The sequence below is a fragment of the Candidatus Polarisedimenticolaceae bacterium genome (assembly GCA_036376135.1).
GTDB lineage: Bacteria > Acidobacteriota > Polarisedimenticolia > Polarisedimenticolales > DASRJG01 > DASVAW01.
On record DASVAW010000120.1, the window covers coordinates 1 to 24984 of the forward strand.

Here is a 24984-nt window from a genome sequence, read left to right on the forward strand (position 1 = left end):
GCGCGGGGTGCGGCCGCACCTGATCGACATTCGCGGCGTCCCCGGCCTCTTGCACCTCAAGACGGGGCTCGCCGATCTCGGCGACGGGAGGCTGATGGCCGTCGCCGCGCTCGCGGAGGAGCCGGCCATCCGCCGGTTCGAGCTGGTGCTCGTGCCGGAGGAGGACCACTACGCCGCGAACGCCGTGCGCGTGAACGACCGCGTCCTTCTCGCCGCCGGGTTCCCCGTCCTCGAGCTCCGGCTGCGCCGCCTGGGTTACGACGTGGTTCCGCTCGGGATGTCCGAGTTCCGCAAGATGGACGGCGGGTTGAGCTGCCTGTCGCTCAGGTGGTGAGCCGGCGTCGTACGGCTTCCGGATCGAGCCCCACCACCACCGTCTTGTCCTGGCTCGTCTCCCCGCCGACGATCTCGATCGAGCCCTTCGGCAGATCGAGCGCCTTCGCGAGGAGCTTGACCACGGCGTCATTGGCCTTCCCCTTCTCGGGAGGGGCGGTGACGGATACCTTCAGGGCGCCCGCATGTACCCCCGTGATCGCGTCCTTCCTCGCCTTGGGGTGCACGCGCAGCCGCAGGCGCGTGCCGCCGGGGACGGGGACGAGGTCGAGGGAGTCGGTCACGGGCGAAGTCTAGGCTAGACTCGCGGGCAACCGTGAAGGCCCCGAACACGACCGCCCCGATCCGGTACGCCGGTTTCTACCTCCTCGTCGCGGGGATGTGGATCGTCTTCTCGGACCGGGTCCTCTCCGCGGTCGCGCCCGACCTTTCTTCGTTCGCCTACTTCCAGACGCTGAAGGGGCTGTTCTTCGTCGTCGCCACCGCCGCGATCCTCTACACCCTGTTGCGCCGCCACCGCGCCAGCCTCGACGAGGAGATCGCCTCGCGCCTTCGCTCCGAGGCGGCCGCGCGGGACGTCCAGGAGCGGTTCCGCCAGGCGCAGAAGATGGAGGCGATCGGACAGCTCGCGGGTGGGGTCGCCCACGACTTCAACAACCTGCTCGTCGTGATCCAGGGGCGCGTCGAGATGTTGCGGCGGCACCGGGACCTTCCGCCGGCGCTGCGGGACTCCTGCGACGAGATCACCCGCGCCGCGGAGCGGGCGAGCGGGCTGACCCGGCAGCTGCTCCTGTTCAGCCGGCGGCAGGTGATGCAGCTGCGCGACGTGGACCTCAACGCGGTGGTCGCCGACACGACGAAGCTGCTGAGGAGGATCCTCGGAGAGGACATCGAGCTGCACGTGCGGTGCGCGGAGGAGAAGCTCCCGATCCACGCCGATCCCGGGATGATCGAGCAGGTGCTCCTCAACCTCGCGGTGAACGCGCGCGACGCGATGCCCGGAGGGGGGAGCCTCGTCGTCGCCACCTCGCCCGCGGAGCGGGACGGGCGCGCGTTCGTCCGGCTCGACGTCACCGACGACGGAGCCGGCATCCCGCCCGAGATCGTTCCGAGGATCTTCGAGCCGTTCTTCACGACGAAGGAGGTCGGCAAGGGAACCGGGCTCGGGCTCGCGACGGTCTTCGGCATCGTCGAGGAGCACGGCGGGAGGATCGACGTGGACAGCGCGGTGGGGCGGGGGACCACCTTCCGCGTGTCGATCCCGCGGCACGAGCACGCGGAAGCCACGGCCCCGCCGGCCCCGCCGTCGGCGCCGCGCGGCGGGAGCGAGACGCTCCTGCTCGTCGAGGACGAGCCGTCGGTGCGCGCGATGATCGTCGACGTGCTGTCCCCGCTGGGCTACCGGGTCCTCCAGGCGTCGAACGGCGTCGAAGCCCTGGACCTCGCGCAGGCGCACGAGGGGGCGATCGACCTCGTCGTGACCGATCTCGTGATGCCGGGGGGCGTGACCGGGCTCGAGCTCGGCCGCCGGCTCGCGGCGTCCCGTCCGACGACCCGGATCGTCTACACGAGCGGATACAGCGCGGAGGTCGGCGAGGGGCTCGCGGAGCTCGTCGAGGGGGTCAACTTCCTGACGAAACCCTACTCCCCCCAGCGTCTGGCGCGCCTGGTCCGGGAACGGCTCGACGCCGGCTAGCCGGAGGTCTCCGGGAGGTGGCGCCGCTTCCACATCTCGTACAGCGGCGGGTAGACGAGCAGTTCCAGCGCGAACGACGTGACGAGCCCGCCGACCATCGGGGCGACGACGCGCTTCATCATGTCGGCGCCGGTGCCGTCGGAGAACATGATGGGGAGCAGTCCGATGAACGCCGCGGCGACGGTCATCATCTTCGGACGGATGCGCTTCACCGCCCCGTGCACGATCGCCTCGCGCAGGTCGCGGCGGGTGAGCATCGCGCCGCGCCGGACGGCGTCGTCGTAGGCAAGGTCGAGGAACAGGAGCATGAAGATGCCGGTCTCCGCGTCGAGACCCATCAGGGCGATCATCCCGACCCACGTGGCGATCGAGACGTTGTAGTCGAGGGCCCAGAGGAGCCAGACGGCGCCGACGAGGGAGAACGGGACGGCGGCGCCGACCATCAGCGTCTTCACGGCCGATTTCGTGTTCGCGTAGAGCAGGACGAAGATCAGGACCAGCGTGATCGGGATCACGACCTTCAGGCGCTCCCGAACCCGGAGCATGTTCTCGTACTGTCCGCTCCACTGGACCGAGGTCCCGGCGGGAAGGGCCACGCGCTCGGCCACCGCGGCTTTGGCGCGCTCGACGTACCCGCCCACGTCGGAGCCGGTCAGGTCGACGTACACGTACCCGGCGAGCAGGCCGTTTTCGTTCCGGATCATCGCCGGACCGGTCGTCAGCCTCAGGTCGGCGATCTGGCCGACGGGGATCTGCGCTCCCGAGGGGGTCGGGACGAGAACGCGCGACAGGGCGGCAACGTTGTCCCGGAGCTCCCGCGGGTAGCGGACCGAGACGCCGTACCGGCCGCGCCCCTCGACCGTCGTGGTGACGTTCTCGCCGCCGACGGCGGTCAGGATCGTCTCTTGGGCGTCGCGGATCGAGAGGCCGTAGCGGGCCAGGGCGTCGCGCTTCAGCTCGAAGTCGAGGAAATACCCCCCGGCCGTGCGCTCCGCGAAGACGCTGCGGGTTCCCGGGACGTCCCGCACCGCCGCCTCGATCTCCGCACCGACGCGCTCGATCGCCGCGAGATCGGAGCCGTAGATCTTGATGCCGACGGGGGTCCGGATCCCCGTGGTCAACATGTCGATCCGCGCCTTGATCGGCATCGTCCAGGCGTTGGTGACGCCGGGAAACTGCATCTTCGAGTCGAGCTCGGCGACGAGCGCCTCCCGGGTGAGCCCCTCGCGCCACTCCGACTTCGGCTTGAGGACGATCGTCGTCTCGAACATCGAGAACGGGGCGGGGTCGGTCGCCGTGTCGGCGCGGCCGGCCTTTCCGAAGACGCTCCGGACCTCCGGGATCCCGGCGAGGATCCGGTCCATGTGGCCGAGCATCCGCTCGGCCTCGGTGACCGAGAGACCGGGGAGAGTCGTCGGCATGTACAGCAGCGAGCCCTCGTCCAGCGGCGGCATGAACTCGTGGCCGAGGGAGAGGTAGACGGGGACGGTGCTCGCCAGGACGACGAGGGCCAGCACGATCGTCGTCTTCGGCCAGTCGAGGACGAGGCGGCAGACCGGCTCGTAGGCACGGATCAGGATCCGGCTGACGGGGTGGCGTTCCTCGGCGTGGTAGGTGCCGACGAGAAGGCCGTTCGCGGCCCAGGCGAGCGGCCTCGGCCGGAAGCGGAACGGCTCGATCCGGGCGAAGAGCATCCGCATCGCCGGATCGAGGGTGATCGCGAGGATCGCCGCGATCGCCATCGTGAGGTTCTTGGTCCAGGCGAGGGGGGTGAACAGGCGCCCTTCCTGGTCCACGAGGGTGAAGATCGGGAGGAAGGCCACCGCGATCACGAGCAGCGAGAAGAAGACCGACGGCCCGACCTCCTTGAGCGCCTCGAGGCGGACCGCGTGGAAGTCCCCCTTGCTTCCGGCAGCCTGCCAGTGGTGGATCTTGTTGTAGGCGTTCTCGACCTCGATGATCGCGCCGTCCACGAGCACGCCGATCGAGATCGCGATCCCGGCGAGCGACATGATGTTCGAGGTGATCCCCATGAAGTACATGGGGATGAACGCCAGCGCGACCGAGACCGGGATCGTGACGATCGGCACGATCGCCGAGGGGACGTGCCAGAGGAACAGCAGGATGACGAGGGAGACGATCACCATCGCCGCGATCAGCTCCTGCTTCAGCAGGGCGATCGCGCGCTCGATCAGGTCCGCGCGGTCGTAGACCGGGACGATCTCGACCCCTTCCGGAAGGGACGGCTTCACCTCTTCGAGCTTCGCCTTCACGCGGTCGATCACGTTGAGGGCGTTCTCCCCGTGGCGCATGACGACGATGCCGCCGACCGTGTCCCCCTTCCCGTCCAGGTCGGAGATGCCGCGTTTCATGTCGGGGCCGACCGCCACGCGCGCCACGTCGCGCACGCGCACCGGCACGCCCCCCGGGCCCGTCGCGACCACGATCTCGCCGAGGTCGCCGGTCGACCGCGCGTAGCCGCGCCCTCGGACCATCGTCTCGGCGCCGGCGATCTCGATGACGCGGCCGCCGACTTCCTCGTTCCCCTGGCGGACCGCCTCGGCGACCTGGAGGACGGAGACGCCCCGCGCCTGCATCGCCTCGGGGTCCACCGTCACCTGGTACTGCTTCTGGAAGCCGCCGATCGAGGCGACCTCGGCGACCCCCGGGACGCTCTGGAGCCAGTACCGCAGCGACCAGTCCTGGAAGGAGCGGAGCGACGCGAGGTCGTGTTTCCCCTCACGGTCGACCAGGGCGTACTGGTAGACCCAGCCCACCCCCGTCGCGTCGGGTCCGAGTTCGGTCGAGACCCCCTGCGGGAGCCGCGGCAGGATCTTGGAGAGGTACTCGAGGACGCGGCTGCGGGCCCAGTAGATGTCGGTGCCGTCCTCGAAGATCACGTAGACGTACGAGAAGCCGAAGTCCGAGAATCCCCGGATCGCCTTCACCTTGGGCGCGCCGAGCAGCGCCGACACGATCGGGTAGGTGACCTGGTCCTCGATCACGTCGGGGCTTCGGTCCCACTTCGAGAAGACGATGACCTGCGTGTCCGACAGGTCGGGGATCGCGTCGAGGGGAACGTTGCGCATCGCGTGGAACGCGAAGGCGACGGCGGCGGCCGTCAGCATCAGGACGAGGATGCGGTTCCTCGCCGAGAACTCGATGACCCTTCCGATCATGGGTGATGGGCCGTGGACTGCAGCGCCGCCCGTAGCTTGGACTCCGAGTCGACGAAGAACGTCCCGGCGGCGAGGACCTTCTCGCCCGCCTCGAGGCCGGAGACGACCTCCACGGCGTCGGGGAGCTCGAGCCCCGTCGTGATCGTGCGCGGCTCGAAGAGGCCGGGCTCGCGCTCGACGAAGACCACCTTGCGGGTCCCGGTGTCGACGACCGCGTCGGTGGGGACGCGCAGGCGCTCTCCGAGGTCGGCTTCGAGGACGACCTCCGCGAACATCCCGGGCCTGAGCGCGCCGTCGGCGTTGGGGAAGGCGACGCGTACCTGCGCCGCGCGCGTCGTCGCGTCGAGGGTGGGGTAGACCTTCTCGACCTTCCCCTCGAAGACCTGCCCCGGGAGGTACGCGAGGCTCATCCGCGCGCGCTGCCCCTCCTTCACGAAGGGGAGCTCGTGCTCGAAGACCGACGCGATGACCCAGACGCGGGAGAGATCGGAAAGCTCCAGGAGCGGCATCTCGCGGCTCACCCGCATCCCCTGGACGACGTCGCGCTTGAGGATCGTTCCGCCGATCGGGGCGTCGACGACGACGGTGCGCGAGGCCTTCCCGGTCGCGGCCAGCGCGTCGATCTGCGCCGGGGTCAGGTCGAGGAGCTCCAGGCGGCGGCGCGCGCTGTCCAACAGGTCCGCCCCCGTTCCCGAGACGGCGGGGAGGGGGCTCGTCGCCAGCCGCTCCTTCGCGCGCAGGGCGACGAGGAACTCCTGCTGCGCGGCGAGCAGCTCGGGGCTGTAGATCTCGAGGAGGGGCTGCCCCTTCACGACGACGGCGCCGACGGCGTCGGCCCACAACTTCTCCACGTAGCCGTCGATCTTGGTCGTCACCGTGCGCAGGCGCGTCTCGTCGGCGGCGACGCTCGCCGCGGCACGGACCTCGCGAACGAACGGCGCGGACACGACCTCCTCGCTCCGGGCGCCGATCCCCGCGAGCTTCGCGGAGGGGATCCGCACCTCGGCCCGATCGGCCGTCTCGTCCTCGGTTCCCATCCGCTCGGCCGAGACGGGAACGAGGTCCATCCCGCAGATCGGGCAGGAGCCGGGGCCGTCCTGGGTGATCTGCGGGTGCATCGGGCAGTGATACACGGGCTTCGGGGGCGCCTGCGTCCGCTCCGCGTCGATGGGGACGAGGTCCATGCCGCAGATCGGACAGGAGCCGGGCTTGTCCGAGGTGATCTGCGGGTGCATCGGGCAGTGGTAACGCGGCGCCGCTTGTTCCCCGGCGGGATCGTGCCCGCCGCCGTGATCGCGGTGCATCACGAGCCAGGCGGTCGTTCCGACGATCCCCGCGAAGACGGCGACCAGAAGCAGGACGACGAGGGGGCGCTTCATCGGGACACTCCGGGGCCGAGCCACGCGCGGCCGGTCAGCGGCTCGAGGGCGGCGAGGGCGGACCATCGCGCGCCGCGCTGGGTTTCGATCTCGATCGATTCGGTGTAGAGCCCCTCGACCTCGTCGAGGACGGAGGCGAAGTCGGCGCGGCCGTTGCGGTAGGCGGCCAGGGCTGCGTCGAACGCCGCCCGGCGCTGCGGGACGATCGCCTGCTCGAGGAGGCTCGTTCGGCGGGCCGCCTCGTCGATCCGGGCGGCGACGTCGCGCACCTCGGCGACGAGCGCCGCGCGCGCCGCGTCGACGTCGGCGTCGATCGCGTCCCTCTCCCGCTCGGCCTCGGCAACCGCGCGGGCCTGCTTGCGGTCGCGCCAGAGCGGCAGGCGCACGCCCACCATCCCCATGACCATGGACTCGAGGGGGCCGCGCTCGGTGTAGGCCCCCGAAGCCATCCAGTCGGGTTTCATCTCGAGGCGGGCCGCGTCGATCCGCGAGCTCTCTCGCGCGCTTTCGGAAGCCAGCCGCCGGAGCTCCGGCGCGTTCTCGAGCGCGGCCGCCTCCGCGGCGGTGGGGTCCCATGGGAGCTCGACGGGGGGGTCGAGGGCCGGGGCGAAGCGAGCCGGCCCGGTGCGGCCGAGGACGGCGCCCAGCGACGCTTCCGCGCGCCCCCGCTCCCCGTCGAGAGCGGCGAGGTCGATCTCGAGGCGCGAGAGCGCCGTGCCGGCCTTGAGCACGTCGGCGAGGGTTCCCTCGCCGTTCTCGAATCGCACGCGGGCGGCGTCGCGCGCCGCCTCGAGGAGCGGGCGCGAGCCCTCCACGATGGCGCGGGTGCGGTCGATGCGGTGAAGCTCGACGTAGGCGGTGAACACCCTTGCGCGCACCGTCGCGAGGATCGCCGCGGAGCTCTCGACCGCCACGCGCCGCTCGGCGAGGGCGAACTGCTCCCGGGCGTCGCGTTTGCCGCCGCCGGGAAACTCCTGCGTCCACGTCACCGTGGCGCCGGTGTCCATCGACTCTCCCCAGGTGATCCGGTCGAGCGACTCGTTCTCGTAGGTGAGCGACAGCAGCGGGTCCGGGAGGGCCTGGGCCTGCGGGGCGCGCTCGGCGGCCGCGGCGACGCGGTACTGGGCGGCGCGGATCGCGGGGGCGTTGGCCTCCGCCTCGGCGAGCAGGGCCGAAAGATCGAGGAGCGCCGCGAGGATCATCGCGCGGGCTCGCTTAGGTGGTCCCACGTGCGCAGGAATCCCCCGTGGTCGTGGGCGAAGGCCGCCGCCTTCGCGGCGTCGCCGAAGGCGACGAGGCTCGGCTCGCAGCGGTCGTAGACGGTCTTGAGACAGCATCCGCGCTCGTCGGTCGGTGGGTTGGTCCCCGCGGGGTGCGCGCACGGGTGCGCGTCCGACCCCTCGACGTAGAACGCCTTCGTCGCGTCGAGGGTCGACGCGTCGTCGAATGCCTTCACCTCGAGCCGCGACACCTGCGGGCGCTCCTCGGCGAGGTACCGCAGGGCGCAGCGCGGGCAGCAGGTCTGCTCGACCTTTCCGGAGGTCTCGTAAACCGCGAACGCCAGGTTCCTGCACTCCTCGCGTCCGCACTGGTTGCACGACGCCTGCTCGCGCGCGCAGGCGGCGCCGAGGAGGACCGGGAGGAGAAGCAGCGTGCGTAGGGTCGTGGACATGGCGACGCTCCGTAGCGCAACGGACGTGCCACGCGGGAGGCCACGTCCTCACGCGGTTTCGTCGGGGTGGGACGGATTCGAGTGTAGCGCTTGGAGCAGGGGGGTGTTGGGGATGAGACAGCTTCTCCGGGCGCATAATCCTGTCTCGTGCGGAACGATCGGCGACGAACCCGGGTGTCCATGAGAATTCGCGGCTGCTCCCTGCTGGTGGCACTGATCTCGGCCGTGCTCGGCGCGTGCCGCACGCCGCCGGACGTCGTCCGCGAGATCGAGCCCCCCGCCGCGCCCGGGAGTGCGGAGCCGTCGGTCGAGACCGGAGCCGACGGGCGCGTGTACCTCAGCTGGATCGAGCCCGTCGCGTCGGGAGGGCACGCCCTGCGGTTCGCCGCATGGGAGGGGACGCGGTGGTCGGGGGCGCGGACCGTCGCCCACGGCACCGACTGGTTCGTGAACTGGGCCGACTTCCCGTCCCTCGCGGTCCTGGAGGACGGGACCCTGGCCGCACATTGGCTCCGGAAGACGGGCGCGGGACCTTACGCCTACGCCGTTTCGCTGTCGTTCTCGCGGGACGGGGGCCGGTCTTGGAGCTCGCCGCTCTCCCCTCACGACGCATCCCCGACCGAGCACGGGTTCGTCTCCAAGGTGCCGATTCCCGGGGGAAGGATCGCCGCGGTCTGGCTCGACGGACGGGAGACCGGGGCGGGGCACGAGGGCCACTCGGGACCCATGACCCTGCGGAGCGCGATCGTCGCCGCCAGCGGCGAGATCGAGCGGGCGGATCTGATCGACGGGCGCGTCTGCGACTGCTGCCAGACCGCCGCCGTGCGCGCCGGGGACGGCGGCCTCGTCGTGGCCTACCGGGACCGCTCCGAGGGCGAGATCCGCGACATCGCGGTGTCGCGCTTCGATGGCGAGCGATGGTCCGAGCCGCGCGTCGTCCACGACGACGGATGGAAGATGCCCGGATGCCCGGTCAACGGCCCCGCGCTCGCGGCCGCGGGGGATCGGGTCTGGATCGCGTGGTTCACCGCACCCGGCGAGGAGCCGACGCCTCGGGTCCGCGTCGCGGCCTCGCGCGACGGCGGCCGCACGTTCGGCCCCCCGAGCGACGTCGATGCCGGGCGGCCGGCGGGACGGGTCGACCTCGCGGCGTTCGACGACGGGTCCGCGCTCGTGACCTGGATCGACGACGGACGAGGCGCGTCCGAGATCCTGGCGCGCCGCGTGACGGCCGGCGGGGCGCTCGGTCCGCTCGTCCGGATCGCGTCGACCCCCGGCTCGCGGGCGGCCGGTTTTCCACGGTCGGCCGCCCACGGCCCGGACGTGCTGGTCGCGTGGACCGAGCCGGGAGACCCGTCCCGGATCCGTACGGCGCGATTGGGACCGTGACCGGCCCTAGAGCCCGTACCGGAAGTGCTCCACGTCCGCGACCATGGCGTCGAAGACGCGCTTGAGGTCGATCGGGGCGCGCGACCCGAAGGCGGGGCGCGTGCGGCGCTCGGGGGAGGTGACGTGTTCCTCGACGAACCGCACGAGCAGGGCCCAGGTCGCGTCGGGACCCAGCCGGCGGGACATTCGGGCGAGACGCGCGGCGACGTGGACGGCGGCGTCCCCGGTGATCCGGGCCCAGCGGTTGATGATCGCCGAGCGCGCCGCGACCTCGAACAACACGTCGCGCGCGGGGACGCGGGCGATCGCGGCCGCCGCCTGGACGAGGTCGAAGTAGGTCTTCTGGAACCGCGTCGCGCGCCGCGTGCGGGACGCGGTCGCGACCCGCTCCGCCCGCGAGGCGTAGGTGGACGCCGCGAGGTCGAGGAACTCCTGCGCGGGGACCGTCGATTCGCCCGCGAGGTAGCGCCGCGGCAGCTCGCGCAGCAGGTCGCGGGTCGAGTAGATCGCGTTGCGCGTGATCCCGTCCTCGACGCGCCGCAGGCCCTTCGCCGAGCGGGCGTGCTCGAACCAGCGGTGCGCGGCGCCGAATCGCTCCACCTTCTTCCGCTCGCGCGCGAGCAGCGCCTCGGCGAGGTCGTGGGGGAACCCGACCCGCCGCAAGAGCAGCCGCAGGCGCCAGTCGGCGAGCTCCCCCTCGAAGCGACGCACGGCGCGATCGCGACGGTACGCCTCGAGCGGCTTCGCCCGCCCCGTCGTCGCGAGGTCGCGGATCTGGGCGAAGTTCTGCACGACGTGGCGCGCCTTCCGCCATTGCTCCGGGAGGGTCGTCGACCAGCGTTGGTCGTCGTCGTAGCGGTAATCGCGGTGGTAGAGCCCGAACTGCCGGACGGAGCCGTAGTCGAGAATGCCCCCGTCCATGAGGATGTTGTCGCCGTCCCAGTCGAGCCAGACGAAGAGGTATTCGCTCTCGAACGTCGCGGCGGCGCGCGCGAACTCGGAGGCGATAGCGTCGGCGAGGTCCGCCGGGGCGACCCCCGAGCGCTCGGCGTGGTAACGCGCGAGGCGCGCCACGGCGTCCGCGTCGCGGCGCTTGGACCAGGTCATGAAGTGCGCCGGGCGGAGGAGGTTCCGCCCCGCGCGGACGTTGATCGCGAAGCCGTGCCCGACGTCGAGGATCGCCAGCACCCTCTCGGTCGCGATGCCGTTGCGATGGAGCGTCTCGCTCATGACCGCGGCGGCGAACCCCTCCTGGAGCGACGCCGTTCCGCATCCGTACGAGACCGAACGCCCCCCCGTCCGTTGGAAACGGCGCGTGGCGGCCGTTGCGGGACAAAGCGCCGTCACGCCGGTTCCGCACGCGGACACGTCCCAGGCGCCGTCGGGGCCGTCGATGCACCCGATCCAGACGCTGCGCCCGTCCCCCGACGTACGCCCCTGGCGCCCCGGGTGCTGGAGCTGCAGGTAACGCGTCGCCATGTAACGGCCGGTCTTCCACGCGTCGACGGGGATCGGCGTGCGGTTCGCCACGTCCCACTCGTTGACGATCCGGATCGCGAAGGTGTCGAGGATCGCGTCGCGCAACCCGTCGTCCATGCGGTCGAGATGACCCTTCGGGATCAACCCCATCTCGCGGGCGAGCGCGAAGTTGAACCAGGCGATCCGCGCGTCGCTGACCCGCCGGGCGGGGTAGGTGACGCACCCCTCCGGGAGGGCGGCGCGCAGGGGGTGCGAGCCGTCGAGGGACCGGAATCGGACGTACGGGTCTCCCGGCATGCCCCGAAAACGTGGGGTCCGCGGGGGAGTCGCGCAAATCGGCCCCTTCCGACGCCTTGCCCCGAGCGCCTCGAGACTTAAATTCCTTCTCGTGATTTCCGCCGAGACCCCTGCCACCGCCCCCTCCGCCGGGCGTTACCGCCTCCGGACACGCCTCGGTCACGGGGCGGTCGGGGAGGTCTGGAGCGCCGAGGACCCTCAGATCGGCCGATCGGTCGCCGTCAAGCTCCTCAAGATCCCCGATGGGTTGAGCGAGGGGCGCCGGGCGCAGTGGGAATCTCGGTTCCTGCTCGAGGCCCGGGCCGCGGGGCGCCTTTCCCATCCCGGGATCGTCTCGATCCACGACGTCGGCACCGCGGGGGACGGGCGCCCCTTCATCGTAATGGAGCTCGTCGACGGGGAGACCCTCGACGCCGCCCGGAGCCGTACGATCCCGCCGCCCTTCGCGCAGGTCGTCAACTGGACGATCCAGATCGCCGAGGCGCTCGACGCCGCGCACGCGAAGGGGGTCGTCCACCGCGACGTGAAACCGGCGAACCTGCTCGTCGGCTCCGACGGCCGCGCCCGCATCGCCGACTTCGGGATCGCGCGGCTCGCCGAGTCGGAGCTGACCCGCGAGGGGACGTTCATGGGCTCGCCGGCGTTCGCCGCTCCGGAGCAGATCCGCGGGGACAAGGTCGACGGGCGGGCCGACCTGTTCTCGCTCGGCGCCGTGTTCTACCTCCTCGCGACCGGCAAGCGCCCGTTCGACGGGGAGAACCTCCCGGCGATCGCCTACGCGGTCTGCCACGCCGAGCCGGAGCGCCCCTCGTCGATCAACCCGAAGATCGATCCCGCGTTCGAGGCGGTGATCCTGCGGGCCCTCGCGAAGGATCCCGCGGCTCGATTCGCGTCGGGGGCGGAGTTCGCGCAGGCGCTTCGCGCCGCCAACGACCCGGAGCCGGTCGATCGCACGCTCGTGGAGGCGGCGCCGGTCGATCGCGTCGAGGACAAGGCGGCGACGCTCGCCTCCGCCGCGGCGGTGGGGGCGGTGCGATTCTCGCGCCGGGTCGCGACCGACGCGAAGCGGCACGCGCGGGAGGTCGCGAATTGGACCCGCGAGAAGGCCCCGGGTGTACGGGACCGGATCGCGGTCCTCGTGACGAATCTCCGGGGCGTGAACCCCAGGATCCTCGCCGGCATCGTGGGGACGATCGTGCTGGTGGTGCTCTTCGCGCGCCTGGAGATCTCGCCGGCGAACTCCGGACGGGGGGAGGGCCTCGGCGAGAAGCTCCGCGCGATCGCCGCGGGGCGGTCGGCGGCGGTCCACGTCGTCGTCGATCACGACCTCGAGAGGGGCGTGCTCGAGATCTCGAGCGACGGCGAGTCACTCCTGAAGCGGTCGCTCCAGGCGCCGGAGCGGAAGTTCCTCGGGGTCTGGGGCTACCGGAGCGGGGACGAGTCGGCGCGGCTGCGGCTGCGCTCGGGAGCGCACGAGCTGACGGTGTCCGTCTCCGGGCCGAACGGCCTTTCGTTGTCGAAGACGCTCGACGTGGAGGTCGACCCCAAGGAGGGGTACCGCCTGGGGATCGACGTGGCGACCTGGCCGATCGACCGCATCGCGACCGACTGGGACGTCGTGGAGGAGTGATGAGCGCGAAGAAGGACTCGGGCGAAGGGACGGTGCTCGACGAGCGGCTCCACCAGCCGCGACCGACCGGAGGCGTGATCCCGAAGGACACGAAGATCTTCCTGCGGATTGTCGCCGGCCCCGACAAGGGAAAGGTGCTGGACGTCTCGCGCGGCGGGAGCTTCATTCTCGGACGCGGCAAGGTCGACGTCGTACTCGACGACCCGAAGATCTCCTCGCGCCACGTGGAGCTCAAGATCTTCGGTCCCGGCCACTACTACCTCTGCGACCTCGCGAGCACCAACGGGACGTTCCTCAACGGTGCGCGCGTGGACCGCCGCAAGTTCGACCACGAGGACGAGATCCGCGTCGGCGATACCGTGCTGCGCGTCTCGGTCCACGAGGGGACGATCCCGGTCTCGGAGTAAAAAGGGGTCAGGCCCCTTTTTCTTCTAAAGCCCGAACTTCCTCATCCGGTAGATCAGCGTCTGGCGGCTGATACCGAGGAAGCGCGCGGCGGCGCTCTGGTTTCCGGCGTGGCGGCGAAGCGCCTCCTCGAGCAACCCCTTCTCCAACTCCTCCAGAACGATCCCGTCGGGTCCGATCTCGATCCGCGCCCCGCCGAAGCGCGGGGTCTCGCGACGCACGGTCTCGGGGAGATCCGCCGCCTCGATCCGATCGGAGCGTCCGAGCACGACGAGGCGCTCGACCAGGTTCTCGAGCTCCCGCACGTTCCCCGGCCAGTCGTGACGCTCCAGGCGGTCGAGCGCCTCGGGGCTGACCGTGGGGATCGCCCGTCCGTGTTTACGCGCCGCCTTCGCGAGGAAGAACTCGACGAGCACCGGCACGTCCCCGGCGCGCTCGCGCAGCGGCGGCAGGCGCAGCGGCACCACGTTCAACCGATACCAGAGGTCCTCGCGGAAGCTCCCTTCCTTCACGCGGGATTCGAGATCGGCGCGTGTCGCCGCGACGACGCGCACATCGACCCTCACCGGCGTGGATGCCCCGACCTTGTCGACTTCCCCTTCCTGGAGAACGCGGAGGAGCCGCGCCTGGGCCCCGAGCGGAAGCTCCGCCACCTCGTCGAGGAAGATCGTGCCGCCGTGGGCCGCCTCGAACTTCCCGACGCGTTCCTCGGTCGCCCCGGTGAACGCCCCGCGCCGGTGACCGAACAACTCGGACTCCACGAGCGTCTCGGGGAGCGCGGCGCAGTTCACGACGACGAGCGGCGCGTCCTTGCGGCGCGACAATGCGTGAATCGCCCGCGCGGCGAGCTCCTTCCCGGTCCCGGATTCGCCGAGCAGGAGGACGGTCGCCTCGGTCGCCGCCACGCGCGCGAGGTCGTCGAGCACCGCCCGGAGCGACGACGCCCCGCCGACGAATGTCTCGAGGGTCGCCCTCTCCTGGACCAGGGCGCGAAGCCGCCGGTTCTCGTCGCGCAGGCCGGCGTATTCGAGGGCCTTGCGCACGGCGAGGACCAGCCGCTCCTTCGTGAACGGCTTCTCGACGAAGTCGACGGCGCCCAGCTGCATCGCCCGCACGGCGGTCGCGACGTCGCCGTGCGCGGTGATCACGATCGCGGGGACGTCGGGGGCGATCGCCCGCGCGCGATCCACGACCGCGATTCCGTCGATCCCGGGCATGAGGACGTCGGTGAGCAACACGTCGAACGTCCCCCCCCGGAGCGCCTCGAGCGCCTGCTCGCCGTCGGCGACGGCGGAGACGGCGAAACCCTCGTCGTGGAGCTGGTATTCCGTCACGCGGCGGAGGTTGGCGTCGTCGTCGGCGAGGAGGATCGTCTTCTTCACTCCGCCCTCGTCGCGGCCGGAAGCCGCAGCCGGAAGATCGCGCCGCCGCCCGGAGCGTTCTCGGCGGAAAGCGACCCGCGGTGGGCGGCGGCGATCCGCCGGCTCATCGCGAGGCCGAGCCCCGTCCCCCCCGGCCGCGTGGTGTAGAACGGCTCGAAGATCCTGTCCTCGTCACCCTTCGGGATCCCGGGCCCGCGGTCGCGCACGCGGATCTCGACGTCGTTCCCGTCGCGTCCGGTCTCCAGCGTCAACACCCCGCCCGACGGCATCACCTGCATCCCGTTCAGGACGAGGTTGACGAGGGCCTGGTGGATCTGTCCGGCGTCGGCGAGCGCCTTCGGCAGGGAGCGGTCGAGCGTCGTCTCGATCGTCACCGATTTCCCCGCCGCGCTCTTCCCGACCAACGCGACGGCGGTTTCGACGGCTCCGTTCACGTCGAGCGGCGCGACCTCGGGCTCCGGGGAGCGGGCGTAACCGAGGTACTTCCCGGTGATCGTCGTGAGCCTGCCGATCTCCTCGCGGAGGATGTCGAGGAACTCGCGCCGCGGGTGTCCGGCCGGGTAGTCCTGCTCGAGAATCTCCGCGGCCCCGGCGATGGCGCCGAGCGGGTTCTTGACTTCGTGCGCCATCCCGGCCGCGAGGGTTCCCAGCGCCGCCAGCCGATCTGCGCGCAGCAACTCGTCGCGCGACCGTCTCTCGCGATCGGACAGCGCCCCGGCCACGACGGCGACGACCCCGAACATCCCGAGCTCGAGGACCTGGTTGGCCTGGTAGGGCTGGCTGTGTCCCCAGTGGAGGAGGATGTGCGGCGCGTAGGTCGCGGCGCACGCGGTGGCCACCAGAAGGCCTCCCTTCAACCCGAACCACGCGCACGCCAGGAGGACCGGGATGTAATAGGCGCGCTGCCAGACGTTGTGGAGCAGGAAGTGCTGCACCGGGGTGACGTAGTGCGCGACGCCGATCGCCGCGATCGCCACGATCAGGATCCCCGTGCGCCAAGCGGTGCGGTTCGACGGCATCGGGGACAGTCTACCTGCGCAGCCTCAACGCATTGACCACCACCGTCACCGAGCTCAATCCCATCGCCGCCCCCGCGAGCATCGGCCCGCCGAACGCCTCGAGCTGCCCGAACGCGGCGAGCGGAACGAGGACGAGGTTGTAGCCGAACGCCCACGCGAGGTTCTGCCGGATCACCCGACGCGTCCGCCTCGCGAGGTCGATCGCCCCCACGAGCGGGGAGAGCCCCGGCCGCAGGAGGTTCAGCGGCGCCGCGACGCGGGCCGCCTCGAGCCCCTCCATCGAGATCCCGGCGTCCGCGTCGGCGAGCGCGGCGGCGTCGTTCACTCCGTCGCCGACGAATCCCACGATCCGCCCCTCGGCCCGCAGCGCGCGGACGCGCTCGGCCTTCTGGTCCGGCCGCAGCCCGCCGATCGCCTCCTCGATCCCGAACTTGGCGCCTACGGCGCGCGCCGCCTCGGGGCGGTCGCCGCTCAGCAGATGCAGGCGCAGCCCGTCCCCCTTCAACCCCTCGACGACCCCGAATGCCTCGGGGCGCGGGGTATCCGCCAGCACGAACCACGCGACGAGCCCGTCGGGGCCGGCGAGACCGACGGCCGTCTTCCCATCGGGCACGCTCGGCGCGTCGAGGCCGAGGAACGCGGGGCTTCCGAGGCGATGGGCGAGGCCGTCGATCGTCCCCTCGACCCCGCCGCCGGTGTGCGCGCGGAAGTCGGCGACCTCGGGAAGGACGAGCCCCTCGGCCGCATTGCGGATCCCGACGGCGATCGGGTGCTCGGAGCCGCGCTCGAGGGAGGCGGCCGCGGCGAGGGCTGCGTTCGGGTCGACGCCGTCGGCGGTTCGCAGATCGACGAGGGCCGGGCGCCCCTGCGTGAGGGTTCCCGTCTTGTCGAAGGCGAGGTCGGTGAGCTCCGCGAGGCGTTCGAAGGCGGCGGCGTCCCGCACCAGAAGGCCGCGTTTCGCCGCGGAGCCGAGGGCGGTCGTCAGCGCGATCGGCGTCGCGAGGCCCAAGGCGCAGGGGCAGGCGATCACTAGGAGGGTCACCGCCGGGCGCCAGGCCTCCGCGATCGAGCCCGTGTACGCCCACCACCCGAGGAAGGTGACGATCCCGAGGACGATCACGATCGGCACGAAGATCGCCGAGACCTTGTCGGCGAGGGCCTGGACCGGGGCCTTGGAGGCCTGGGCCTCGGCGACCTGGTTGGCGAGCTTCGCGAGCCAGGTGTCGCGGCCGGCGGCCTTCACCTCGATGTCGAGCGCGCCGCCGTACACGAGCGCGCCGGCGACGACGGCGTCGCCGGGGCCGCGGGCGTCGGGGAGGGGCTCGCCGGTGATCACGGCCTCGTCGACCTCGGCGTGCCCGGCCCGCACGATCCCGTCGACCGGGATCGCCGTGGCGTGGGGGACGCGGACGACGTCGCCGACGGCGAGGGCCGCCACGGGGACCTCCTCATCCGAGCCGTCGGCGAGGACGCGGCGCGTCGTCGCGGGGGCGAGCTTGACAAGGGCCTCGAGGCTGGCGGTCGCGCGGTGGCGGGCCTTCGCCTCGAGCCACTTCCCGAGGAGCAGGAACGCGACGAGCGCGGCGCCTGTCTCGAAGGTGAGGTGGTGCTTGCCGCTCAGGCCGTCGAGGACGCCGAACAGGTAGGCGACCCCCGCGCCGAGGGCGACGAGGGTGTCCATCCCGGCTTCGAAGCGGCGGGCCAGGCGAGCCGCGCGGACGAAGAACCCCGCCCCCGCGCCGAAGACCGTCAGCCCCGCGAGGACCGCCTGGACCTTCCAGTCGAGGTGAAGGGAGACCCCGGGGACCATCAGCGCGAGGAGCGGCAGGGTCAGGATCCAGGCCGCGATCGTCCGATTCCGCCACGCGCGAATCTCCGTCGTGCGGTCGACCTCTTTCCCGTCGATCCGCAGGGTGTACCCGCGATCGGCGACGGCCTTCGCGAGGGTCTCGGGGGTCGAGTTCTCGTAGGTCACCGTCGCCTCGGCGAGGGCGAGGTTCACCGACGCCGAGGTCACCCCCGGAGTGTTCTTCAGCGCGCGCTCGACGCGGGCGACGCACGAGGCGCAGGTCATCCCCTCGACCGGGAAGGTCTCGGTCTTCATCTCACGCCTCCTGCAGGACGGTCGCGGGGTACCCCTCGTCCTCGAGGGCATCGAGGATCGGCAGGAGCTTGTCCGGGTCCGCGTCGAGGTGGACCTCCTTCTTCACGAGGTCCACGCGGACGTTCTGCGCCAGGGGGGCGAGGGCCTTCTGGATCGCGATGCGGCAGTGGTTGCAGGAAACGGTCGGGGTGGACAGGGCGAAGTGTTTCATCGGCGGCCTCCTTCACCCGTGCTGACGGGGGGAGGGGACCGACCTTTCATCCCCACCTGCAGGTGCGGCTCGGGCACCCGGACGCCGAGCCGACCCCGCATGGGACCTCGAGCTCGTCGTTCGGAGCCACCCGGACGGGGTGACCGCGCGGTCGCGCCGGGGAATAGCAGTGGACTTCCCGACGGACCTTCCGTATGAACAGGTCATGCGGTGGGGAGCGTGCGCGTGGTTCCATCGCGCCGCGGTCGTGGCCCTTACGACGGCGATTTCTGCGGCGCCAGTCCTGGAGGGAGACCGGTCGACGTCTTCGAGGGCGGGGTCCGCGCCGTCGCTTCCCGACCTACCGTCGTTCGAACTGGGTCGACGCACGTTCCACGCCGAGACCTTCGGGGGGAACGGACGCACCTGCGCGACGTGTCACGAGCCGAGGTCGGAGTTCGCCCTCGCGCCGTCGACCGTCCGTGCCCGATTCGCCCATGACCCGGGGAGCCCGCTGTTCCGTCCGAAGGACAGCGACGACGGCGACGGACGGAGCTACCGGAATCTCCTCGATCACGCGCTGATCCGTGTCGGCCTGCGCCTGCACCCGAGCGTGACGGACCTCGACGATCCTTCGCGACGCACGATCGACGTTTGGCGCGGGGTGCCTTCGATCACCAACGTCCGCTTCACCGCCCCCTACCAGCACGACGGTCGTATCCCGACGCTCGAGCAGCAGGCGACCTCCGCGATCCACGACCACATGGACCCCACACGCGAGCCGACGAAGGAAGAGATCGCATCGCTCGCGGAGTTCCAGCGGCAGATCTTCGAGCCCGCCTCGATCCGCACGATCCGTGATTTCGACCCCGCGCTCCCGCGCGAGGCGGGGTACACCTTGCGCCTGTCGAGCCCCGCCGCAGTTCGGGGTCGCGGGGTGTTCGACCGGGATTGCGCGCGCTGCCATGACGGGGAAGTGAAGCACCGGCCGACGGTCTCCCACGACCCCCTGATCGTCTCCGTCTCGGTGAGCGAAGCAAACCGCCTCGGTCTGCGGGTCCACCGCCTGCAGTTCCGGCGGCGAGACGGCACGACCGTCGTCGTCGCGACTCCGGACCCCGGGATCGCGGCGACCACCGGGATCGTGGAGACGGTCAACGCTTTCGAGATCCCGCAGCTGCGCGGGATCAAGAACACCGCGCCGTACTTTCACGACAATTCGGCGGAGACTCTCGAGCAGGTCGTCGATCACTACGTCGAGTTTCTGCCCGACATCCGGATCACGGAGGAGGAGAAGGCCGACCTGCTTGCGTTCCTCGAGACGTTGTGATCCTCAGGCCCCTCGCCGCCACGCTGCTCGCCGCGTTCGTCGCCGCGGATGCGGATCGCCCGCCGCGCCCCGTCCAGGAAGGGCCGCTCGCCGGCCTCGTCGCCGACCTCAACCGTGCCGCGGAACGTCGGGGCTCCAACCCCGGCCCCTTCGTCCCCTACCGGAACGGACTGTTATTCCGCGCATGGACCCCCGCGTCGGGGTTCGAGCTATGGCGATCGGACGGGACGGGGCCGGGGACGGCGCCCGTGCGCGACCTCTGGCCGGGAGAGAGCTCGTCGGATCCCAAGGAGCTGGTCTCCCTCGACGGAGTCGTGTACTTCCGCGCGATCGATCCGGGGCGCGGAGCAGAGCTCTGGCGCAGCGACGGCTCCTCCGAAGGGACGGAGCTCGTGCGGGACATCGAGGAGGGACGGGACGGGTCGTCGCCCGCGTCGCTCGTCGTCGCGGGCGGGGCCGTCTACTTCGCCGCGACCGACCACGAGTCGGGGCGCGAGCTTTGGCGATGCGATGGCACGCGGGAGGGGACGACCCTCGTGGCCGACCTCGCCGCGGGGCCGGCGTCGTCGTCGCCGATCCGTCTCTTCGCGGACCGCGAGACGCTCTACTTCGTCGCCGACGACGGACGCTCCGGGTACGAGTTGTGGAAGACCGAGCGGCGGGGTGCCGCGGCGGCCCTCGTCGCCGACATCGCCCCCGGCGTGCGGCCGTCGATGCCCGACACCTTGGTCGCTTCGGCGGGATTCGTCTACTTCACCGCCGACGACGGAGTGCACGGGCGCGAGTTGTGGCGAACCGACGGAACGCGGGAAGGCACCACGCTCGTGCTCGACCTCGTCCCGGGGCCGACGGGCTCCCACCCCTATGGGCTGACCGCGGTAGGGGGAGTCGTCTACTTCTCCGCGGGGGTCGGTCCCTCCGCCCTGTGGCGGAGCGACGGCACCGCGTCGGGGACGGTCTCGATCCGTGATTTCTCGGAGGCGGGCCCGGTCCGCCGCCCGCTCCACCGGCTCTGCGCCGGCGGCGCGCGGTTGTTCTTCACGGTCGACGACGGCTCCCACGGCGAGGAGTTGTGGTCGAGCGACGGTACCCCCGAAGGAACGCGCCTCGTGAAGGACGTGGCGCCCGGCGCTGCGCCGGCGTTCTCCGGGCAGGAGTACCCGCGGCCGTGGGCGAAGGACGGCTTGTTGTGGTTCGTCGCAGACGACGGGATGCGGGGCGCCGAGTTGTGGGTCTCCGACGGGACGGAGGCGGGCACCCGCGCGGTCGTCGATGCCGACCCTGGACCCGGGTCCGGCTGGCCCGCCTCGCAACCGTTCGCCATGGGAGCGTGGCACGGGACGGCGCTCGTCGCCGCGTGCGACGACGCCCACGGGTGCGAGCCTTGGGCGGTCGATCTCGCCGCAGGCACGGCGAGCCGGCTCCGTGACCTCGTTGCAGGAACACTCTCCGCGACGCCGACGGGCGCGATCGACGTGCGCGGCGCGCTCCTGTTCGCCGCGGACGACGGGACCCGCGGCGTCGAGTTGTGGCGAGTCCCGCCCGCGGGGACGAGCCCGGAGCTCGTGGCGGATCTCGAACCGGGGGCCGGTTCTTCCGATCCTCTCGCCTTCTTGCCGTTCCGAGGGTTCGCCGTGGGTGCCGCGACGGCGCGCGGATCGGGGCGGGAGCTCTGGCGAAGCGACGGTTCCGCTGGAGGGACGTGGTGCGTCCGGGACATCGACCCCGGCGCCGCGTCCTCCTCTCCCGAGGCGCTCGCCGTCGTCGGCGACGTCCTCTACTTCTTCGCCTCCGACCCCGCGCAGGGCCTCGAGCTCTGGCGGTCGGACGGGAGCGGCTCCGGGACGCGCCCCGTGGCCGATCTGGCCCCCGGTCCGGGTTCCACACGTCCGAGAGAGATCGTCGCGTTGGGGGAGAACGTCTACTTCGTCGCGAACAACGGCGTTCGCGGATACCGGCTCTGGCGAAGCGACGGGAGCGCGGAGGGGACGGCGCTCGTCGCCGACTTCGAAGCCCGCGCCCTGACGCCCGCGGCAGGAGCCTTGTTCTTCCTCGGGGACGATGGGGTCCACGGCGTGGAGCTCTGGCGTTACGAACCGGGATCGGCGGGGCCGTCCCTCGTCGTGGACCTCGAGCCGGGGAGAGATTCCTTCCCGTTCTCGGGACTCTCCTCGCTGGGTGCCCTGGCCTTCTTCACCGCCTCGGGGGGGGAGGCGCTCGGCGAGTTGTGGCGCAGCGACGGGACCGCCGAGGGGACGTTCCGGGTCAAGGTCGTGAGCGAGCGATCGCGCCGCGGTCCTCGACATCCGACCGGAGGCGGCGCGATCTCGGAGATCGTCGCCGTGGGGGAAACGCTGTTCTTTCGCGCGGACGACGGGGTGCACGGCCTCGAGTTGTGGAAGAGCGACGGCAGCGAGGAGGGTACGGGAATGGTCCAGGACATCCATCCAGGGGAGTCGGGCTCGTACCCGACGGCACTCGCCGACGTGGGGGGTCTGCTCGCGTTCGCCGCCTCCGACGGACGGCACGGGCAGGAGCCGTGGATCAGCGACGGCACCCCGAGGGGGACGCGCCCGATCGGTGATCTCGCGCCCGGGGAGGCGTCCTCGAGCCCGCGAGGGTTCGTGCGCGCGGGGACCCGCGTCTACTTCTCCGCGGACGACGGCGCCTGCGGGCGGGAGCTCTGGGTTACGCCCAAGGCAATGCCGGTGCTGCCGTGAGGCCGCGCCGATTCCTCCTCGTCGCGCTCGCGGGCGCGTTGATCGTGCGGGGGGCCGGCGCGGCCGTCCCCGGGGAAGTGGCCGCGGTGCGCGTGGAGGGAGACGTCGTCTCGTGGGCCGCGACGGGAGACGCGACCTCCTACAACGTGTACCGCGGGTACTTGCGGGACCTCACCTCGACCTTCCTCGGCACCACGCTCGAGGGGGGGATGATCGGAACGAGCCTCACCGATAGCGTCGATCCTTCTCCCGGCGCCGGCTTTTTCTACCTGGTCACCGCGGCGAATACGGACGGGGAAGGGACGCTGGGCACCGACGCAGCCGGGGCCCCTCGCGTCAACACCTACCCCTGGCCCGGGCTCGCGGTCGCCGGGAGGTGGAGCGGCCTGCAGAACTGGCCCTGCAACTCCGTCAATCTCGCGCTCATGCGTTATCCGGGCGATCCGAAGCGTTACCAGATCATGACCTACGAGGGGCAACCCGCGCCGAGCGAGACCTTCGTCTGGGATCCGGTCGCCGGCACCCAGACCGCTTACGAGACGACGACGAACATCTTCTGCTCGGGTGGCTCCTTCCTCGCCGACGGGAGATTGCTCGCTACCGGGGGAGACCTCGCGGCTCCCAATGCGTGGGGAATGCCCACGATCTGGACCTTCGATCCGGCCGACCCGGGGTGGGTACGCGGCCCCGACATGGCACGCGGCCGCTACTACCCGACCCAGGTCGAGTTGGGAGACGGACGCACCCTGATCTTCGGCGGGATCGCCGACGGGATCACCAACGACGACATCGAGTCGTATTCCCCGAGCCCCGAGCAAGTGCAGTACCTGGGGCAGGCCTACCCCGAGGTCGGCGAGTACACGCACATGCTCCTTCAGGAGGACGGCAAGATCTTCCAGGCCGGTCCGAACACCTACACCCACACCTACGATCCGACGACCGGGGTCTGGACGTTCATCGCGAAGACGAACTACGGGTTCCGCACGGCGGGGCAGTCGGTTCCGCTCCCGAACTCGAGGAGGATCCTCACGCTCGGCGGCTACCAGTCCCATCCGAATCCGACGGCCACCGCCGAGATCATCGATCTGGCCGCGCCGGCCCCGAGCTGGCGCTACATCACACCGATGAAGTTCCCGCGGATGAACCACAACGCCGTGATGCTCCCCGACGGCAAGCTCCTGGTCGTCGGCGGCGGCTACGACGAGACCGTCGCGGTGTACCCCTCGGAGCTGTTCGACCCCGTGACCGAGAGTTGGTCGATGATGGCGTCGATGCACTCGCACCGGCTCTACCACTCGACGGCGGCTCTGCTTCCGGACGGCCGGGTGATCGCGACCGGGAGCAACTACAACTACACCGCCGAGTTCTACTCCCCCGGCTACCTGTTCCGCGGCCCGCGCCCCGTGATCACCAACGCCCCGGCGAGCGTGAACTACGGGCAGCCGTTCGGCGTCGCGACGCCGTCCCCGGCTTCGATCACCTCGGTGGTGTTCATGCGCCCCGCCGCGACGACGCACGGATTCGACCAGGACCATCACTTCGTTCCGCTGAGCTTCGGCCCCGTCGGGGGAAACCTCTCCGTGGTGGCGCCCACGAACCGGAACGTCGCGCCTCCCGGGTACTACATGCTCTTCCTGCTGAACGCATCGGGCGTTCCGTCGGAGGCGTGGTTCGTCCAGTTGATGTGAGCGTGGCGGCGGCTGCACGACCGGGCCGGGACCTTACAGAATCGGCTCAGAGTTGGGATCGCAGCAGCCCTGCTGCGTGCTCCAAGACCTTTTCCCACCACGCCGCGCTCGCGCGCCGCCACGAGGGTCTCGACCGAAAGGTCGTCCGGGACAAAGTAGGAGGCGGCGATCCTCACGTTCTTCCGCGCGCTCCGAGAGGGCGTCGGCGAACTCCTTCCCGATCGATCCCGACCCGTAGATGTAGGTCTCGAACGTGATCGTCCGCTGGGCCGAGCGGATCGCTTCGAGCATCGACGGGAAGATCTCGTCGCCGTTCTCGAGCGCCGTGACGCGGTTCCCACCCCGGACCGCCGGGCCCAGAAGGCTTCCCATCGATCGGAGGAACTGGGGGTCCGAGACCGAATAACGCGGCTCGATCCGCTCCACGATCTTCTTTTCGCCGCTGGTGAGGTTCAGGGCGATGACGGTGGCGATCGCCGCAGCGATCCCCGCGAGCAGGAAGATCAGGGCCACGCGGCGCCTCGAGCGAGCGGCCCCGGACACCCCGGGCTCAGGCGCCCGCTGCGCGGGACCATGGACGCCTCTCGCGATTCTCGGCTTCGATGTTGATCGAGGCTTCCGCGAGGGCGGTGAGAAACTTGTCGGTGTCGCCTTCTTCGTTCAGGGTCTGTTGGAGGATCTCCGCGTGGTCTTCATGCTGGAGAAGACGCGCCCAGGTGCGGCACGTGCCGTACCCCGCCATCTCGTAGTGCTCGACGTGCTGGGCGGAGCAGATCAGCCCGGCGTCGAGGACGTTCGGATCCGGCTTCTCCTTGATGAGCTCCGCGCCCTCTTTCAGGAGCCCCACCATGCCGACGCAGGTCTTGCCCTTCGGGCTTTTCCCGAGGTCCTTGAAGATGCGCGCGAGGCGCTTCACGTGTTCCTTCGACTGCCGCTCGTGCTGGACGAACGCCTTCTTGAGCTTCGGATGGGTCGCGGCCTTGATCATCTTCGGCAACGCCTTGGCGATCTGGGACTCGGCGCTCCAAAGGTCCCGGAGTTCTTCCACGTACAGCTGTTCGAGAGTCTGCAATTGCATGTTCGGCCTCCGTC

Annotated in this window: 20 protein-coding genes; 8 read left to right on the forward strand and 12 right to left on the reverse strand. The window is 71.0% G+C overall.

Annotated features, from left to right (window positions below; translation table 11 throughout):
* On the forward strand, positions 1-334 hold a 334-nt coding region (locus VF139_12235; protein ID HEX6852160.1), incomplete at its 5' end, for a hypothetical protein.
* Here the strand turns inward: VF139_12235 and VF139_12240 are convergent.
* Positions 324-617, reverse strand: coding sequence for a DUF167 domain-containing protein (locus VF139_12240; GenBank protein ID HEX6852161.1), 294 nt, complete (start codon positions 615-617; stop codon positions 324-326). The two genes, VF139_12235 and VF139_12240, sit on opposite strands and share 11 nt — an antisense overlap.
* Positions 618-649: 32 nt before the next feature.
* Between VF139_12240 and VF139_12245 the strand changes: the two genes are divergently transcribed.
* Entirely contained in the window at positions 650-2029 is a 1380-nt protein-coding gene (locus VF139_12245) for an ATP-binding protein (protein ID HEX6852162.1), read from the forward strand.
* Here VF139_12245 and VF139_12250 read toward each other — a convergent pair.
* Genes VF139_12250 through VF139_12265 form a run of 4 tightly spaced genes read right to left on the reverse strand, consistent with a single transcriptional unit; the run spans position 2026 to position 8259 of the window.
* On the reverse strand, positions 2026-5208 hold the full coding sequence (locus tag VF139_12250) for an efflux RND transporter permease subunit (protein HEX6852163.1): 3183 nt from the start codon (positions 5206-5208) through the stop codon (positions 2026-2028). The genes VF139_12245 and VF139_12250 overlap by 4 nt on opposite strands.
* A complete protein-coding gene (locus tag VF139_12255; GenBank protein HEX6852164.1) occupies positions 5205-6587 on the reverse strand; it encodes an efflux RND transporter periplasmic adaptor subunit in 1383 nt (460 codons plus the stop codon). Before VF139_12255 ends, VF139_12250 begins: the two co-directional genes overlap by 4 nt.
* Entirely contained in the window at positions 6584-7789 is a 1206-nt protein-coding gene (locus VF139_12260) for a TolC family protein (protein ID HEX6852165.1), read from the reverse strand. The genes VF139_12255 and VF139_12260 overlap by 4 nt, the downstream gene beginning before the upstream one ends.
* The gene (locus tag VF139_12265) at positions 7786-8259 is read right to left on the reverse strand and encodes a hypothetical protein (protein ID HEX6852166.1); all 474 of its coding nucleotides are present in this window, start codon (positions 8257-8259) and stop codon (positions 7786-7788) included. Before VF139_12265 ends, VF139_12260 begins: the two co-directional genes overlap by 4 nt.
* 180 nt (positions 8260-8439) lie before the next feature.
* Here VF139_12265 and VF139_12270 point away from each other — a divergent pair, with 180 nt between their 5' ends.
* The gene (locus VF139_12270; GenBank protein HEX6852167.1) at positions 8440-9648 is read left to right on the forward strand and encodes a sialidase family protein; all 1209 of its coding nucleotides are present in this window, start codon (positions 8440-8442) and stop codon (positions 9646-9648) included.
* Positions 9649-9654: 6 nt separating this feature from the next.
* Here the strand turns inward: VF139_12270 and VF139_12275 are convergent, their stop codons facing one another.
* Positions 9655-11424, reverse strand: a complete 1770-nt coding sequence (locus tag VF139_12275) for a hypothetical protein (protein HEX6852168.1) — start codon at positions 11422-11424, stop codon at positions 9655-9657.
* Between the two features lie 91 nt (positions 11425-11515).
* Between VF139_12275 and VF139_12280 the strand changes: the two genes are divergently transcribed.
* Complete coding sequence (locus VF139_12280) at positions 11516-13054, forward strand: serine/threonine-protein kinase (protein ID HEX6852169.1); 1539 nt, start codon at positions 11516-11518, stop codon at positions 13052-13054.
* Entirely contained in the window at positions 13054-13461 is a 408-nt protein-coding gene (locus VF139_12285) for an FHA domain-containing protein (GenBank protein HEX6852170.1), read from the forward strand. Before VF139_12280 ends, VF139_12285 begins: the two co-directional genes overlap by 1 nt.
* Before the next feature lie 24 nt (positions 13462-13485).
* On the opposite strand, the gene VF139_12290 is transcribed toward VF139_12285, so the two are convergent.
* From VF139_12290 to VF139_12305, 4 genes are read right to left on the reverse strand one after another with little or no spacing between them, the layout of a single operon-like run.
* Positions 13486-14841, reverse strand: a complete 1356-nt coding sequence (locus tag VF139_12290) for a sigma-54 dependent transcriptional regulator (GenBank protein HEX6852171.1) — start codon at positions 14839-14841, stop codon at positions 13486-13488.
* Positions 14838-15860 (reverse strand): ATP-binding protein, encoded by a 1023-nt coding sequence (locus tag VF139_12295; protein HEX6852172.1) that lies wholly within the window; start codon positions 15858-15860, stop codon positions 14838-14840. Before VF139_12295 ends, VF139_12290 begins: the two co-directional genes overlap by 4 nt.
* Before the next feature lie 10 nt (positions 15861-15870).
* The gene (locus tag VF139_12300) at positions 15871-17964 is read right to left on the reverse strand and encodes a cation-translocating P-type ATPase (protein HEX6852173.1); all 2094 of its coding nucleotides are present in this window, start codon (positions 17962-17964) and stop codon (positions 15871-15873) included.
* Position 17965: 1 nt separating this feature from the next.
* The gene (locus VF139_12305) at positions 17966-18175 is read right to left on the reverse strand and encodes a cation transporter (GenBank protein HEX6852174.1); all 210 of its coding nucleotides are present in this window, start codon (positions 18173-18175) and stop codon (positions 17966-17968) included.
* Between the two features lie 205 nt (positions 18176-18380).
* Between VF139_12305 and VF139_12310 the strand changes: the two genes are divergently transcribed.
* The 3 genes from VF139_12310 to VF139_12320 are packed head-to-tail and all read left to right on the forward strand — an operon-like array spanning position 18381 to position 23892.
* Positions 18381-19484, forward strand: a complete 1104-nt coding sequence (locus VF139_12310; protein ID HEX6852175.1) for a cytochrome c peroxidase — start codon at positions 18381-18383, stop codon at positions 19482-19484.
* Entirely contained in the window at positions 19481-22204 is a 2724-nt protein-coding gene (locus tag VF139_12315) for an ELWxxDGT repeat protein (GenBank protein HEX6852176.1), read from the forward strand. Before VF139_12310 ends, VF139_12315 begins: the two co-directional genes overlap by 4 nt.
* Positions 22201-23892 (forward strand): galactose oxidase-like domain-containing protein, encoded by a 1692-nt coding sequence (locus VF139_12320; GenBank protein ID HEX6852177.1) that lies wholly within the window; start codon positions 22201-22203, stop codon positions 23890-23892. Before VF139_12315 ends, VF139_12320 begins: the two co-directional genes overlap by 4 nt.
* Before the next feature lie 33 nt (positions 23893-23925).
* Here the strand turns inward: VF139_12320 and VF139_12325 are convergent, their stop codons facing one another.
* Together VF139_12325 and VF139_12330 are read right to left on the reverse strand one after the other, a co-directional pair.
* Positions 23926-24405: a hypothetical protein gene (locus VF139_12325; protein ID HEX6852178.1), complete on the reverse strand. Its 480-nt coding sequence runs from the start codon at positions 24403-24405 to the stop codon at positions 23926-23928.
* A gap of 37 nt (positions 24406-24442) precedes the next feature.
* Complete coding sequence (locus VF139_12330; protein HEX6852179.1) at positions 24443-24970, reverse strand: ferritin-like domain-containing protein; 528 nt, start codon at positions 24968-24970, stop codon at positions 24443-24445.
* Positions 24971-24984 lie beyond the last annotated feature (14 nt).

What these genes read in the sequence shown, in the direction of transcription:
- VF139_12250 (HEX6852163.1), bottom strand. Translation starts at nt 5,208, where the DNA reads ATGATCGGAAGGGTCATCGAGTTCTCGGCGAGGAACCGCATCCTCGTC.
- VF139_12255 (HEX6852164.1), bottom strand. Translation starts at nt 6,587, where the DNA reads ATGAAGCGCCCCCTCGTCGTCCTGCTTCTGGTCGCCGTCTTCGCGGGG.
- VF139_12260 (HEX6852165.1), bottom strand. Translation starts at nt 7,789, where the DNA reads ATGATCCTCGCGGCGCTCCTCGATCTTTCGGCCCTGCTCGCCGAGGCG.
- VF139_12265 (HEX6852166.1), bottom strand. Translation starts at nt 8,259, where the DNA reads ATGTCCACGACCCTACGCACGCTGCTTCTCCTCCCGGTCCTCCTCGGC.
- VF139_12270 (HEX6852167.1), top strand. Translation starts at nt 8,440, where the DNA reads ATGAGAATTCGCGGCTGCTCCCTGCTGGTGGCACTGATCTCGGCCGTG.
- VF139_12275 (HEX6852168.1), bottom strand. Translation starts at nt 11,424, where the DNA reads ATGCCGGGAGACCCGTACGTCCGATTCCGGTCCCTCGACGGCTCGCAC.
- VF139_12285 (HEX6852170.1), top strand. Translation starts at nt 13,054, where the DNA reads ATGAGCGCGAAGAAGGACTCGGGCGAAGGGACGGTGCTCGACGAGCGG.
- VF139_12295 (HEX6852172.1), bottom strand. Translation starts at nt 15,860, where the DNA reads ATGCCGTCGAACCGCACCGCTTGGCGCACGGGGATCCTGATCGTGGCG.
- VF139_12300 (HEX6852173.1), bottom strand. Translation starts at nt 17,964, where the DNA reads ATGAAGACCGAGACCTTCCCGGTCGAGGGGATGACCTGCGCCTCGTGC.
- VF139_12305 (HEX6852174.1), bottom strand. Translation starts at nt 18,175, where the DNA reads ATGAAACACTTCGCCCTGTCCACCCCGACCGTTTCCTGCAACCACTGC.
- VF139_12310 (HEX6852175.1), top strand. Translation starts at nt 18,381, where the DNA reads ATGCGGTGGGGAGCGTGCGCGTGGTTCCATCGCGCCGCGGTCGTGGCC.
- VF139_12330 (HEX6852179.1), bottom strand. Translation starts at nt 24,970, where the DNA reads ATGCAATTGCAGACTCTCGAACAGCTGTACGTGGAAGAACTCCGGGAC.